General features: G+C 50.9%; 15 protein-coding genes and 1 riboswitch. Of the genes, 11 read left to right on the forward strand and 4 right to left on the reverse strand.

Annotated features, from left to right (window positions below; all coding sequences use genetic code 11):
- Positions 1–48: 48 nt before the first annotated feature.
- The 3 genes from J0X12_RS00295 to J0X12_RS00305 all read right to left on the reverse strand — a co-directional run bounded on the left by J0X12_RS00295 (position 49) and on the right by J0X12_RS00305 (position 1,673).
- On the reverse strand, positions 49–267 hold the full coding sequence (locus J0X12_RS00295; RefSeq protein ID WP_207040777.1) for a DUF3126 family protein: 219 nt from the start codon (positions 265–267) through the stop codon (positions 49–51).
- Between the two features lie 16 nt (positions 268–283).
- Positions 284–766, reverse strand: coding sequence for a cold-shock protein (locus tag J0X12_RS17635; RefSeq protein ID WP_207040779.1), 483 nt, complete (start codon positions 764–766; stop codon positions 284–286).
- Between the two features lie 145 nt (positions 767–911).
- A complete protein-coding gene (locus J0X12_RS00305; RefSeq protein ID WP_337925132.1) occupies positions 912–1,673 on the reverse strand; it encodes a CbiX/SirB N-terminal domain-containing protein in 762 nt (253 codons plus the stop codon).
- Positions 1,674–1,925: 252 nt separating this feature from the next.
- Here J0X12_RS00305 and dctP point away from each other — a divergent pair, with 252 nt between their 5' ends.
- The 6 genes from dctP to J0X12_RS00335 are packed head-to-tail and all read left to right on the forward strand — an operon-like array spanning position 1,926 to position 9,049.
- The gene (dctP, locus tag J0X12_RS00310) at positions 1,926–2,972 is read left to right on the forward strand and encodes a TRAP transporter substrate-binding protein DctP (protein WP_207040783.1); all 1,047 of its coding nucleotides are present in this window, start codon (positions 1,926–1,928) and stop codon (positions 2,970–2,972) included.
- Positions 2,973–3,032: 60 nt separating this feature from the next.
- Complete coding sequence (locus J0X12_RS00315; protein ID WP_207040785.1) at positions 3,033–3,701, forward strand: TRAP transporter small permease subunit; 669 nt, start codon at positions 3,033–3,035, stop codon at positions 3,699–3,701.
- On the forward strand, positions 3,701–5,008 hold the full coding sequence (locus tag J0X12_RS00320) for a TRAP transporter large permease (RefSeq protein WP_207040787.1): 1,308 nt from the start codon (positions 3,701–3,703) through the stop codon (positions 5,006–5,008). Before J0X12_RS00315 ends, J0X12_RS00320 begins: the two co-directional genes overlap by 1 nt.
- Positions 5,009–5,064: 56 nt before the next feature.
- Positions 5,065–6,231: an acyl-CoA dehydrogenase family protein gene (locus tag J0X12_RS00325; RefSeq protein WP_207040789.1), complete on the forward strand. Its 1,167-nt coding sequence runs from the start codon at positions 5,065–5,067 to the stop codon at positions 6,229–6,231.
- 31 nt (positions 6,232–6,262) lie between these two features.
- On the forward strand, positions 6,263–7,471 hold the full coding sequence (locus J0X12_RS00330; RefSeq protein WP_207040791.1) for a CaiB/BaiF CoA transferase family protein: 1,209 nt from the start codon (positions 6,263–6,265) through the stop codon (positions 7,469–7,471).
- Between the two features lie 36 nt (positions 7,472–7,507).
- Positions 7,508–9,049: an AMP-binding protein gene (locus J0X12_RS00335; RefSeq protein ID WP_207040793.1), complete on the forward strand. Its 1,542-nt coding sequence runs from the start codon at positions 7,508–7,510 to the stop codon at positions 9,047–9,049.
- 2 nt (positions 9,050–9,051) lie between these two features.
- Here the strand turns inward: J0X12_RS00335 and J0X12_RS00340 are convergent, their stop codons facing one another.
- On the reverse strand, positions 9,052–9,564 hold the full coding sequence (locus tag J0X12_RS00340; RefSeq protein WP_207040795.1) for a 6,7-dimethyl-8-ribityllumazine synthase: 513 nt from the start codon (positions 9,562–9,564) through the stop codon (positions 9,052–9,054).
- A 90-nt stretch (positions 9,565–9,654) separates the two neighbouring features.
- A riboswitch (FMN riboswitch) is annotated at positions 9,655–9,800 on the reverse strand.
- A 118-nt stretch (positions 9,801–9,918) separates the two neighbouring features.
- Between J0X12_RS00340 and J0X12_RS00345 the strand changes: the two genes are divergently transcribed.
- The 5 genes from J0X12_RS00345 (at position 9,919) to J0X12_RS00365 (ending at position 14,504) form a co-directional block, all read left to right on the forward strand.
- The gene (locus J0X12_RS00345; RefSeq protein ID WP_207040797.1) at positions 9,919–10,266 is read left to right on the forward strand and encodes a hypothetical protein; all 348 of its coding nucleotides are present in this window, start codon (positions 9,919–9,921) and stop codon (positions 10,264–10,266) included.
- A 97-nt stretch (positions 10,267–10,363) separates the two neighbouring features.
- Positions 10,364–11,698 (forward strand): deoxyguanosinetriphosphate triphosphohydrolase, encoded by a 1,335-nt coding sequence (locus J0X12_RS00350; protein ID WP_207040799.1) that lies wholly within the window; start codon positions 10,364–10,366, stop codon positions 11,696–11,698.
- Between the two features lie 91 nt (positions 11,699–11,789).
- A complete protein-coding gene (locus tag J0X12_RS00355; RefSeq protein WP_207040802.1) occupies positions 11,790–12,902 on the forward strand; it encodes a DUF2336 domain-containing protein in 1,113 nt (370 codons plus the stop codon).
- Positions 12,903–12,947: 45 nt separating this feature from the next.
- Complete coding sequence (locus J0X12_RS00360) at positions 12,948–13,544, forward strand: 2-hydroxychromene-2-carboxylate isomerase (RefSeq protein WP_207040804.1); 597 nt, start codon at positions 12,948–12,950, stop codon at positions 13,542–13,544.
- A gap of 21 nt (positions 13,545–13,565) precedes the next feature.
- Positions 13,566–14,504, forward strand: a complete 939-nt coding sequence (locus J0X12_RS00365; protein ID WP_207040806.1) for an alpha/beta hydrolase — start codon at positions 13,566–13,568, stop codon at positions 14,502–14,504.
- The last annotated feature ends 28 nt before the right edge of the window (positions 14,505–14,532 follow it).

Consider the following 14,532-nt stretch of genomic DNA (forward strand, 5'->3'; position numbering starts at 1 on the left):
ATTGCATCAAATACAACCGGGTTCAAACGCGTCAGATCATCACGCTTTTCAGGAGGTCGGCGGCAGATCCATATCAAGAATGGTCATGTGAAAGGCAAATGATACTTCGCCTTCATCCTCGTCCCGATAGACTACCCCGATGAATTCATCGCCCAGCATGACTTCCGCGGTTCCATCAGATGGCCGTCGCTCTTTGACAACGAAATCTTCATTGCCAAATTTTTCCCGCAGGTAACGCTGCACCCGCAATGTTTCCGTTCTTGTCATTTTCGCCCCGCGCTCCTTATAGAATTTCCAGTGAGTCGGCGATCGGCCCTTTGACGCCCATACGGACAACGCATTTCACCTTTGTATCCAACGCGATATCCTCGGGGTTAATGTCGGAACGCTCCAGCATGTTGACATGGATAAAAACATCCTCGCCACCGCCGTCCGGCGTTACGAATCCATACTTATGTTCGGGTACGTATGTGGTCACGACACCGGTCACCTCGATGTCTGCGCCAACAGCAACCTCTTCTTCCTCTTCCGGCTCATGAATCGCCACCACCTGCTGGCCACGATCGCCATCGGCGAGGTCACAATTGATCTGCATCCCTTCCCGCAGTTCGGTATAGGACGTATTCTGGAGGACAGAAATATGGACAAAGGCATCCGGTGACCCATCGGCGGGCGAGACGAAACCAAATCCTTTGGCTTCGTCGAAAAATTTCACAGTCGCCGATATATTCTTACGGACGGGTTTGGACGGCTTACGATCATTCATCCTTAAAGGACCTCATTATTTATAACAGACAGTGCAATACCCAATTTAGGGGCAAAGCTCAAATATTTCCGTGATTTTGTATCAGATCATAGAGCGGCTGTCTGCAATGATATTTGCGCGACCCCGCCATATGCCTTTCAGATATTCAGATTCTGCGGAATTTTGCAGCACATCGGGAAATGCTGTGCTGAATCAACTTGACGATCTCTGGGCGCGTTCCAACAGCTCCTGCATAATGGGCCGGCAGCTTGCTTCCGGTCATTTTGCGCCATTTTGCAATCGCGCCCGGAACATCCTCTGTTGCATGTGGTCCCTCGGCGGCAAACAAGCCCACGAGCACAAGCGGGCTTCCATCCTCAGGTTGATCATACAGCCATTTATCGAGGAACGGCGCTTCATTCAAGAATGCGACAGAGACCTTGCCAAATTCTTTCCTGCTTTCGACTGTCTTCTGCTGAAGGTACGTTGCTTCTGCCGATGCCCTTGATTTCTCCGACCCATGGGCGACGAGCACAAGATGGATGTCAGCAGGTGCATAACCTTGCTCAGCGCAAACATCCCGCGCCATGGAAGAGATTATTCCGGCCAGCTCCGGATCGATTCCAAGCGCATCACACTGGTATAGCTGGCGATCAGCACAAATCCGAAGTCCTTCGTTCAATCCAAACAGGTCTGGAACTCGCCGGGTGACGAAATATCCGTTGCTCATGAAAAAAGGCAGCAGAAATACCTCTCCTTTTGGTAGATTAGGCGTCACATGATCCCGTACAAGAAAGCAAACGTCGACATGGCCATAACGATTACTTTGCTGTAATGTCAATGCATGCTGCATGGCGGCCTCCTGCGCTCCATCGGAAACACTGGAGCCATGGGCAATTATCATTACTGAGGGGCGCGTAGGTAGCATAGAAAAAACTTGTTAAAAATTATGAGTAGTATTGTCAAAATTTGGTGATGGCGCTGTATTTACTTTTTTTCGGCCAAAACGAGATAAAATATCACTTTTCTTGCACTTTACCTGCTAAGCCAACCTAGGTATTTACATTTTTGTAATCCCTGAGTATTGAAGTATGTGATAATGTTATTTCTTGAAAGTGGCAAAAAAATAAAGCTAAGGCCACGACTTATTTAAATGGTTCCAATCGGGAGGAAGATAAAAATGATCAAACGTACAGTTATGTCGATTGCTGCGATTTCCGCGGCGTCGATGATGGCGTTCAGCGTTTCCGCAGCTGATGTTGTGGACGGGCCGAACGTCAACTGGAATTTATCCATATGGGGCAAAGAAAGAGCGTTTACATCTAGTGTCGAAGCTATCAGAGATTATGTTGATGAACGCACTGGCGGAAAATTCAAAATCAAGATTCATTACGGTGAAGCGCTGTCCAAGGCCAAAGAGAATCTCGACGGCATTAAGCTTGGTGCTTTCCAGATGGCCGCACTTTGCTCCGCCTACCATCCGGCAAAACATCCGACTCTTTCAGGGCTGGACCTGCCGTTTCTTCCTTTCCCGAATTTGAAAGTTCAAACCGCAGTGCATGAAGCGTATTACGCCGATCCAGCGGTTAAGAAGGATCTTGCTCGGTGGGATGCAATGACTCTCATGAGCTCATTGTTGCCTCAGTATGAATTTACAGGTGTCGGTGAACCGCCGCTTACGATGGAAGACTGGAACGGCATGCGCGTTCGTGCTCTTGGCGGAATTGGTGAAGCCATGAAGAAAATTGGCGCGGTTCCAACAACGGTGCCTGCACCTGAAGTCTACACGTCATTGGAACGCGGAACAATTGAAGCTGCGTCCTTCCCCTTCACCTATGCGCATGTGGCCTACCGTCTGACTGACATAGGCGAATGGTATACGGCGAACATGTCTCCAGGCGCGAACAACTGCCCGGTTGTTGTCAACATCCCGGCGTATGAAAAGCTCCCGCCTGAATATCAGAAGCTCCTGGAAGAGGCGAAGCCTTCTGCCTATGAAGCTCTTTACGCAGCATATGACGCGGCTGATAAGAAAAACTTCCCGCTTATGAAAGAAAAGGGAATGCAGCCGATCACGTACTCTGATGAAGAGATTGCAAGGTTCCGTGAAGTTGGCGCCAAGCCGGTTTGGGATGAATGGATCGCGAAAATGAATGCCGATGGGTATCCTGGCGACCATCTTTTTGAATTGATCATGACGACTTCAAAAGAAGCCGCCAGCAATTAAACCTTTGAATAGGGGGCCTGGCGTACGCGCCAGGCCCTCTTTCAGTATTAAGAAAAAATCATGACATCAACCAATCCCCCAAAGGGTTCGGCATCCGGGTCAGCATTTGCAGCCTTTGACCGCGGATATTCCAAACTCGAAAATTTTCTGAACGGAATTTCCGCGCTCGCGATCTTTTTCGTGATGCTTCTTGGCGTTAGCCAGGTTTTGAGCCGAAAATTGCTCAACTTTCCGATTCTCGGCTATATCGATTTTATCGAACAGAGCATGGTGATATTCGCGTTTTTCGGAATAGCGTATTGCCAGCGTCAAGGTGGCCATGTCCGAATGGATTTGTTCATGGCCAAGTTCAGTGCCCGCCCGCTCTATTTCTTTGAAGCGCTGGCAACACTGGTGGGTCTGGTTGTCGTAACTATTCTAATTGACACAAGCTGGCTCCATTTTCTTCGCGCCTATCAACTCGGCGATTCGACGATTGATATCGGGCTGCCAATTTGGCCAGCCAAGCTCGTCATTCCGCTGGCGTTCGGGGTCCTCTGGATCCGCTTCGCCTTACAGCTCGTCGGATTTTTACGTCTGTTTTTATATCCGAACGCAGAAATTATCGCCGTCCCTGTCATTGAAGATGTCACGGCGATCGCACGTCACGAAATTGAAGATGCCCTCGGTGAAGAGGCGGCCAAACAAGCAAAGTTTGACGAAACATATATTAAAAAGGGGAAAAAATAATGGGAGTCGATCCTCTTTTGGCCGGTCTTATCGGTATGGGCGCCCTTATTGTCATGGTGTTTCTGGGTGTACGAGTCTATATCGCGGCAACCCTTGTCGGCATGCTTGGCATTGTCTCAATTATCGGATGGGACGCCGGTACCGGTATCGTCGGAACCATTCCCCATTCAAAATCAACGCTCTATTCCTTGAGCGTATTGCCAATGTTCATTTTGATTGGCTTTCTCGCGTTTCATGCGGGAATCACGACATCCGCCTTTGATGCGGCGAAGAAATGGATAGGATGGGTCCCGGGTGGCCTTGCAGTAGCGACGGTATTTTCGGCGGCCGGATTCGCCGCGGTTTCAGGCGCAAGTACCGCCACAGCGGCAGTGTTTAGCCGTGTGGCCATCCCCGAAATGCTGGCCAATGGGTATGACAAGCGGCTTGCCGCAGGTGTTGTCGCCGCGGGCGGCACACTCGCATCCCTGATCCCGCCCAGCGCCATCCTCGTAATTTATGCGATTATCGTTGAAGAATCTGTGGGCGCACTGCTGCTCGCAGGTTTTATCCCCGGCATTGTTTCCGCGCTTATATATGCGCTGATCATTATGGGGCGGGCAACCGTCAACCCTAAACTGGGCCCTCCCGTTCGTGGCTTTACGATGGGCGACAGAATGAAATCTCTGCCGGGTACGTTTCCCATTATCGCGGTCATCGGGATTATTTTCAGCGCTATTTACGGTGGCTGGGCAACACCAACAGAAGCCGGCGCACTTGGAGCTTTCGTCGTTCTTATCCTCGCCTTCATTCATGGCATGCGTACGAAAGAACTGAAGGACGCGCTGTTCGAAACCGCCAAGCTCACTGTGATGATTTTTTCGATCATCTGGGGTGTGCTGGTATTTGTCCGGTTTCTCGGATTTTCGGGCCTTCCCGAAGCATTCGCGGAGTGGATCCTCGGCTTGCCCCTGCCACCAACGGCGATCATCATTCTAATTCTGTGCGGATATGCTATTCTCGGTATGTTCATGGACGCCATCGGAATGTTGCTTCTTACGCTTCCAGTTGTATTTCCGGCGGTTATCGCGCTTGGCTATGACCCGATCTGGTTCGGTATTATTGTTGTGAAAATGGTAGAAATCTGCCTGATCACCCCGCCGATCGGACTCAATTGCTATGTCGTTAATGGTGTCCGGCCGGATATACCACTCTCGGACGTTTTCCGGGGAATTGGTCCTTTCTTTGTTGCCGATGTGTTAACTGTAGCCCTGTTCATTGCCTTTCCATGGCTTATTACTTGGCTGCCGCAAACCATGTTAAACTAACCAACACCATATTTTCCGGCTTCCTGCCAAAATCAAAAATAAAAAGGAGTAGGCAAATGGATTTTACGCTCACTGAAGAGCAGCATGCCATTGTAGAGAATGTCGAAGCGCTGTGCGCGCGCTTCGACGATAACTATTGGAGAGAAAAAGATCGGACTGGAGACTTCCCGTTTGATTTTCACGCAGCGATGGCGGAGGCCGGGTGGCTCGGCATTACCATGCCAGAGGAATTCGGCGGCGCGGGACTAGGCGTTGTAGAAGCAGCGCTGATGATGCATACAGTGGCTAAGTCCTCCGGCGGCATGTCTGCGGCGTCAGCCATTCACATCAATATTTTTGGCCCCCACCCGATCGTTGTATTCGGGAATGACGAGCAAAAGAACCGGTGGCTTCCCCAACTTATCAAGGGCGAAGTTAAAACCTGTTTCGGGGTGACCGAGCCAAACGCCGGCCTGAACACAACGGCCCTTGAAACGCGAGCCGAAAAAACATCCGACGGCTATGTTGTAAATGGCCGGAAGATATGGACCACAACGGGGCAGGAAGCAGACAAAATCATGCTCCTGGTTCGCACCACGCCAAAGGAAAACTGCAAGAAGGCGACCGATGGTCTGTCCCTCTTCTACACGGACATGAACCGTGACTACATGGATGTTCGCGTTATTGATAAAATGGGCCGCAAGGCTGTTGATTCAAACGAAGTGTTTATCGACAACCTGCCGGTTCCCGAAGAAGACCTGATCGGCGAAGAAGGCAAGGGCTTTTACTACCTCCTGCACAGCCTGAACCCCGAACGCGTCCTCGTCGGCATGGAAGCAATCGGTATCGGCATGAATGCCCTCGGCCGCGCCGCGAAATATGCCCGGGAAAGAGAAGTCTTTGGTCGGCCAATCGGCAAGAACCAGTCTATTCAGCATCCACTCGCTGAAAACTGGATGGAGCTGGAGGCCGCCTATCTGATGGCTATGAAAGCAGCTTCAAACTACGACGCCGGGCTTGAAGCCGGGGTTTATGCCAACGCCGCCAAATATCTCGGTGGTGAAGCAGGATTCAAGGCATGTACACAAGCGGTTATGACCCATGGTGGCATGGGCTATGCCAAGGAATTCACTGTTGAACGATTGATGCGAGAGGTCATGATCTGTCGAATCGCGCCTGTCAGCCCGCAGTTGGTGCTGTGTTATGTTGCCGAAAAGGCGCTTGGGTTGCCGAAGTCCTACTAATAATAAAAATACTACCGGATACAGGTGACAAATGAGTAAACCGAATCACGGGCCTCTTACGGGCGTAAGAGTCGCTGATCTTACGTCTGTCCTGCTCGGCCCATATGCCGCCCAAATCCTGGGCGATATGGGCGCAGACGTCATTAAAATCGAAGGACCAGAAGGCGATACAACCCGTGATCTCGGTCCACGCCGTTCTCCCGGGATGGCGGCGGTTTATCTGAATGCCAACCGCAACAAACGGGCGCTTGGTATCGATTTGAAGTCAGAGGAAGGCCGCGCAGCCTTCCTCAAGCTCCTGGAAACTGTTGATGTCTTCCTCCACAATATGCGGCCAACCGCGATTAAGCGGTTACGCCTTACCTATGAAGATGTAAAAGCCGTTAATCCAAACATCATCTATTGCGGCGCGTACGGGTTCGGACAGGACGGCCCATATGCGAATAAACCGGCTTATGATGATATGATTCAAGGGGTAAGCGGTCTTGCCGCAACGCAATCAACCTTGATGGGCCGACCAGGATATATGCCGACCGTGATTGCCGACAAAGCAACAGCACTGACGGCGGTATATTCGATGACCATGGCATTGTATCATCGCGAACGGACAGGCGAAGGACAGGAAGTCAAGATTCCGATGTTCGAGACGATGGTGCAGTTTCACATGCTGGAACATCTATATGGCGGGAATTTCGACCCCCCAATAGGGTCCGTTGGCTATCCACGGGCTATTTCCCCTAACCGCCATCCTTACAAGACAAAAGACGGTATGATTGGCGTACTTCCCTATGTCGACAAGCATTGGCGAGCATTCTTTGACATGGCTGGCCAACCTGAGTTGATGCAAGACCCGCGTTTTTGCAATATTGAAGCGCGGCTCGATAATATCGACGCACTTTATGAAGTCCTTGGTGACATCATCAAAACGCGAACATCCGCTGAATGGCTTGCCGATCTGGATGCAGCCAGTATTCCCGCAGTGCCGATCAACAGCCCCGAGGACCTTCTCGAGGACGAACATCTCAAATCAGTGAATTTCTGGAAAACGATGGATCATCCGTCCGAAGGTAAACTCGTATATCCGGGAATCCATACAGAGTTTTCTGCGTCTCCCGGGGACGTACGTCGTCACGCTCCACGACATGGAGAACATAACCGGGAAATCCTGCAGGAAATCGGCATCTCTGACGCGGAAATTGACAGTCTCACTTCCTCGGGTATTCTTTGTTCCAAGACATGATGTTCGGCCCATAATAAGCAGAAAAAGAAACAGGCTATGCATATACGAGAATTTGCGAAAAAAACACCGGAAAAGCCGGCTATCATTATGGCTGGCAGCGGTAAAACAATTACGTATAAACAGCTTAACGATCGTTCAAATCAAGGCGCCCGATATTTTCGGGATATGGGACTGAAAGTCGGCGACCATATCGCCTTTCTTCTTGAAAATAATCCCAGATTCTATGAAATATGCTGGGCCGCGCAGCGCGCGGGTCTTTATTATACCGCCATCAGCAGCCGCCTTACAGCGGAAGAGGCAGCCTATATCATAAACGATTGTGGCGCTCGGATTTTCATCACCTCAAATTACAAATCAGAACTTGCCGGACAGTTGGTGGAACGAACGCCAAATGTTGAGGAACGGCTGATGATCGACGGCACGCTGCCCGGCTATAAGTCTTTTGAAGACATTGTCGGCACCTATTCCTCGGACCCGCTCGCGGATGAATGCGAAGGGTCGGACATGCTTTATTCCTCAGGCACTACCGGACGTCCAAAAGGCATTAAGCCATTGGAGATCGGTAATCCGATCGGAACAGAGGACAACCTGTTTAACCTTTTAAAAACACAGTATAAGGTTACTGAGGATACAATGTACCTCTCCCCGGCACCCCTCTATCACGCCGCCCCATTACGATACAACATGCGCACTCAACGCTTTGGCGCCACCTGCGTTATCATGGAGCATTTTGATGCGGAGGAATATCTGCGCCTTGTTGAAAAGTACAAAATAACGCATTCGCAGCTCGTCCCGACCATGTTCGTTCGGATGTTGAAATTACCCGAAGAGGTGCGGAAAAAATACGACGTCAGCAGTCTGCAGGTCGCTATTCATGCTGCGGCCCCTTGCCCCGAGAAAGTAAAACATCAGATGATGGAATGGTGGGGACCCATTTTGTATGAATATTACGCTGGCACGGAAGGAAACGGGTATTGCGCCGTTACGCCTGAAGAGTGGTTGACGCATCCAGGAACAGTTGGCCGGGCATTGACCGGCATCGTCCATATCGTCGACGAGGATGGGGAAGAGCTTCCCGCCGGGAAAACCGGAGCAATTTACTTTTCTGACGGACGGGAGTTCACCTACCACAATGATCCGGAACGGACGGCGGAGAGCTTCAACGACAAGGGATGGAGCACTCTGGGTGATGTCGGGTATCTGGATGACGATGGCTTTCTCTATCTAACCGACCGCCAGACTTACATGATCATTTCCGGCGGCGTGAATATCTATCCGCAGGAAATCGAGGACATGCTCCTGACCCACCCGAAGGTTTATGACGCCGCCGTTATCGGCGTACCAAATGAAGACTTCGGGGAAGAAGTTAAAGCCGTTATTCAGCCCGTTGATATGAACCTCGTCGGCGAGGATCTGGAAGCAGAGCTGATAGAGTTCTGCCGTGCGAATATCAGTCACATTAAATGCCCCCGGTCCGTTGACTTTGAGGCAGAGCTTCCCCGCCATCCGACGGGAAAACTCTACAAAAGACTTCTCAAAGACAAATACTGGGGCGATAAAAAATCCCGGATCGTTTAACCCTATGACGCGAGCTTAAGTTCCTTGAGCCCGCGCATATTTTTGAGCGTCTGATGACAGGCTTTCGCAGCTTCCTGCCCTTTCACTACGAAATGCTCCTTGAAGAATCCCATATGAGCCTGGGTTTCCTGAAAATGATGCGGTGTCAGAACAACTGATAAAATCGGGACACCGCGATCAAGCTGTACGCGCATCATTGCATCGAGAACGGTCCGGGCAACGAAGTCATGGCGATAGATGCCCCCATCAACGATCAGACCCGTTGCCATGATCAGGTCATAGCGCCCGGTTTCAGCGAGCTTCTGTGCCATCAAAGGAATTTCGAGGCTGCCCGGCACATCGTGGATATCAAAGCAATCCGCGTCATATCCGTACCTGACCAGTTCCTCCATGAAGGACTTGCTGGCTTCATGGACAATATCTGCATGCCAGTTCGCCTGGATGATAGCGATACGGTTATGACTTTTGTGAATGCTGGGGGTTTTATTGTCAGATGTCGTGTTTTTGATTTTCATTTTTGGGCCTTGTTTATTCAAGTTGACAAAAACCCAAGGCAAATAGGTCAAAGGCTAGCTCAGGCCTAATTCAGCCTTCCTTACCCTTTATCCTGTTCTCTTCCATCCGGACTATCACCGTCGGCTTCGGATTTACACCGAATCTGCTGACCCCGCCGAAGCGGGCGCTCGCGGGCTTGAACAAAATTCTGTTCTTTACCGCCGGTAGGGACTTGCACCCTGCCCTGAGAACATTCCCTCAATATGGGGAGGGAATATCACCCCCTATATTAGGGATGTTTTCCCGATTTGCAAGACGCTGGATATGTATTACGTTGGCGCTCGATATTCACCCTGCTGAGCCTCGAGGACCTGTTGACCGAACAAGCATTCACGGCATTATTGAAAGATGCTATTCGCTATAACCAGCTGGAACGTTACTTCAAGGTCAGCAGTGGCTCGATTGAAGAGATCGCTAGCCACTACGATCTCGCACCGGATATCGACGCGATAAAGCGCGACCTGTCGGATAGCGGCGGTCTCAAGCTATCCCATGCGCAACGACGGATGTTGATGACACTTGTTGCCCTGTTTGACGGGTACACGGCCGATGACCTGTTTGAAGAAGGTCTTGGCAGCCTGTCTCGGATTATACAGTCAATGGATCGGAATAACCGGGAACTTATGGCGGACCTGATCCTTTCCTATCCTGGCTGGGGCTGAACATTTTGAGAGAAGCGAACGGCATTGATAATTGAATTTATGCCCAGCCCGACAAATATTCATTCTATAGTAAGTAGTTATGAGGTAGTTTACCCCGATGATGGACTGGAATAAGCTTCTCTCGACCCGGCGCTACGGACAGGATCGCCATGATCCCGTTATCGCCGCGCGTAGCCCGTTCCACAAGGACCAGGATCGCATCGTTTTTTCCTCGGCCTTTCGGCGCCTGCAGGACAAGACCCAGGTTCATACACTGGCGGAAAGCGATTATGTGCGGACTCGCCTCACCCATTCCATGGAAGTGGCGTCCGTTGGCCGCTCACTTGGCGCAAATGCCGGACAGGTCATTATCGACCGCCATTTGAAAGGCAGTGAGTACAGCCCCGCGGATTTCGGCCATATCGTATCCGCCGCCTGTCTTGCCCATGACATCGGCAACCCGCCATTTGGGCATTTTGGCGAAGAGATTATCCGCCATTGGTTCAAAAAAGGACACGGCGCAGCGGAACGGGTGGAAGGCCTAACCGATGCCGAGGCACGGGACCTTGAAATGTTTGAAGGGAATGCGCAGGGATTTCGCATTTTGACGAAGCTGCAGAACTGGCGAAACTCCGGAGGATTGCGGCTGACCTACGCCACGCTCGGCACGTTCATGAAATATCCAAGGACATCCATCGTTACGGCACCGATGCCGGGTGATAGTGGCGGTAAAAAATTCGGTGTTATGCAGTCTGAATTGGAAGCCTTCCGGGAAATCGCCGAGGAGATCGGCCTTTTGCAGCGTGGGAATGAGGCCTACTGGTGTCGTCACCCTCTCGCCTATCTCGTTGAGGCTGCGGATGATATCTGCTACAGCGTTGTCGATATTGAGGACGGGTTTAAACTCGGTCGCCTTGCCTACGGGGAGACCGAGGATTTGATGATCCGCATTCTTGGCGGCTTGCCGAAACGCTATGCGGAAGTCGATGACCCCTCAGAACGGATTTCCTACCTTCGCGCAAAATGCATTGGACAGCTCATCGGCGAGGTCTCGGATATCTTCAAGGAATGTGAAGGAGAAATACTCGCCGGTACCTTTAAGGGCGACCTACTGCATCACTCGCGTCATGCAAAACTCTTCGACGAAATATATGCGCTTTGCCAGCGTGAAATCTACCGTCACCCGGAACGGATCCAGGCGGAATTGAGTGGATCGGAAATCTTAACGACGTTGCTGGATGCTTTTTATGACGCAAACCTTGACTGGGAAAAGTTCATTCGCGATGGCACAGAAATGAACCCCCGGTCTTCCGTTCTGATGACCCTTTTTCCTGATGGCAACGAGCATCCCCGCAAACGTTATGATTGGCTTCTCGGAATTACCGATTTTGTTTCTGGCATGACTGATTCTTTCGCGGTACGCCAATTTCGCGATATCAGGGGCATTGTTTAACTCAATTTTCATCGGGTTTCCGCATATGGTAACCCCCTATTAACGTGATTCTAATAGAATTATTCTTTTAGATATCAGGTTAATAACGTCCATGTTGGTTGATTCCACCTTATATGGCGACCGGATCGCCGCGATGTTTGCCAAAATGCCGGCACCGTTGCGCGTGAATACTGCACGCAAGGCAGCAGAGGGGTTTGTCGCGCAGCAATTGGCAAATGACGATCTGGAACTGACCGAAGCCATCATCAGCTATTTTGTCAATGATATCGATACGGCTGTGCGCCAAACCATCGCGGAAACTGTCAAGGAATGCGAGTTCCTGTCTCATGAAATTGCCATGAAGCTAGCGCTGGACGTGGATGAAATATCCTTGCCCATCGTCACCTGTTCACCAATCCTTTCCGATGAGGATTTATGGACGATTCTGCAAAGCGCCAGCAACCGCATTCAAACTGCCATTGCTGAGCGACCACATCTTGGCGTTAAATCCTCCGCCTGCATCGCCGAAAGCGGTTGCTATTCTGCGATCAAGGCCTGCCTGAGAAATGAAACCGCCATTATCGGCAAGGCTGCCTATGACCACATTCTTGGACGTTTTGGCGACATCGATCCTATTCAGGAACTCATGGTCCACCGCCCTTTCCTTCCCGAAGAGATCGTTTCGCGGCTGTTTGATTTCATTTCTGAGGAATATAAACAGATCCTCATTGAGAGAAACCCTGTATCTGAAACGACGTCTGTCCATAAAATTCTCAATGCTCGTGAAAAGGCGCTCGCCAAGAACCTTGACCGGAGAATGACCGATCACGAGCAGAAAAAGAAAGCAATCGCCCTGGATCGCGAAGGTCGCCTGACAGCGACGCTGATGCTTCGCCTGTTGATTGCAGGCAATCATTCCTTCTTTGCTGCCGCTCTTGGCCATGCATCCGGCATTTCTAAGAAGCGTGTCATATCGCTCACGTCCGGTCGGGGGTTTCTCGGCTTCCAGCGCCTGTATGAGCGGGCCCAGCTACCTTCATATCTATACAGCGCCTTGCGAACGGCCATGGAGGAGCAACGCAAGGCCACCCATTATCATCCACGTGCCGATCTAGATAATTTCCGCCAACGCCTAATTGACCGGATCGCAGAAACATACGGATGGGAAGATGATATGTCTCTTGAAGAATTGATGGAAAAACTACTTCCCAAACGCCTCCATTGACCTTTACACTCTAGGCAATTCAAAATAACAAAACGGAATGGCCCAGTGACAAAATCCATCGATTACTATCTGACTCTCGTTTCCCCCTGGGCTTTTCTTGGCCATGACCGCTTCGTAAAGATTGCCGAGGAGAGTGGTGCCAAGATCAATGTCATTCCTGTTAATTATGGGAAGATATTCAGTGCAACAGGGGGACTGCCGCTTGGCAAACGAAGTGAACAACGGAGAAGCTACCGACTGATGGAACTCGCCAGATGGCGTGAGGAACTGAATGTCCCGATTAACATTCATCCGAAGTTCTTTCCCGCGTCGGACCTTATTGCTGCCTTGATGGTCACCGTGGTTGCTCAGCGCGGTGGCGACGCCATTGGCCTTACCGGAATGTTTCAGCGACTTGTCTGGATTGAAGATGGCAATATCGCGGATGAAGCCACGGCAATCGAGGTTGCCAATAAGGCAGGCCTGAACGGTAAAGAGTTGTTGACTGAAAGTCAGGCACCCGAAATCAAGGCGTTGTATGAAAAGAACACCGATGATGCAATCGCACGGGGAGTGTTTGGCGCGCCGACCTATATCATCGGAGACGAACTTTTCTGGGGTCAGGATCGGCTTCAGTTTGTAGAGAAGGCCCTCAAAAAATAATCTGAATTAAGGAGACGGGGAATGGCTTTAGATCCACAGGCCAAATGGGTGCTTGATATCTCTGAAGAAAAGGGTTTGCCGTCGCTCGATGAGTTGACGCCAGCCGAGTCCAAAGCTGCCTATGAAGAGAGAGCATTGACCTTGACTTTCAAGGATGTGGATATCGGCAAATCAGTCGATATCGATATTCCGGGGCCGCTCGGCGATATCCCGATCCGCATCTACCACCCCGTCGGAATGACCTCTCCCTTGCCTGTTCTTGTCTATTATCACGGAGGTGGATGGGTTGTCGGCAGTCGGAACACCCATGACAGCCTGTGCCGCCTGATTGCCAATTCCGGCCCATTTGTAGTTGTCTCCGTGGATTACCGTATGGGCCCGGAACATCCTTTCCCGGCCGCCGTTCAGGATTCCATCGCCGCCCTCGACTGGATCGTCGAAAATATCGCCGACCATAACGGGATACCGGATAAAATAGCTGTCGGAGGCGACAGCGCGGGCGGAAACCTTTCTGCCGTTGTCTCCTTGATTGCGCGGGATGAGAAATCCTACTTGCCAAAATTCCAATGGCTGATTTATCCCGCAACCCAGATGGAAATGACGACCCCTTCCCATGAAAAATTTTCGGAAGGATACTTCCTGACCCGCCCTCTGATGGAATTTTTCCAGAGCCATTACCTGAAGAATGAATCTGATAGAAAAGATTGGCGAGCCTCTCCCCTCCTGGCGGAAAGCCTGGCTGGTTTGCCGCCCGCCCTGGTACAGACCGCCGGTTTCGACCCGCTACAGGATGAAGCGATTGCCTATGCGGAACGCATGAACAAGGAAGGAAGCGAAGCGAAACACACCCATTACGAAGGTATGATACATGGCTTTCTGAATCTTGGCGGAGTAATCGACAAGGCGACGGACTGTGTCAATGAAGGGGTCGTCGCCCTCCGGGAAGCCTTCTCTAAATAACAAAATCTAAAAAAGGGGCCATCCGGCC

The organism is Sneathiella sedimenti (assembly GCF_017313765.1).
GTDB classification, from domain to species: Bacteria; Pseudomonadota; Alphaproteobacteria; order Sneathiellales; family Sneathiellaceae; genus Sneathiella; species Sneathiella sedimenti.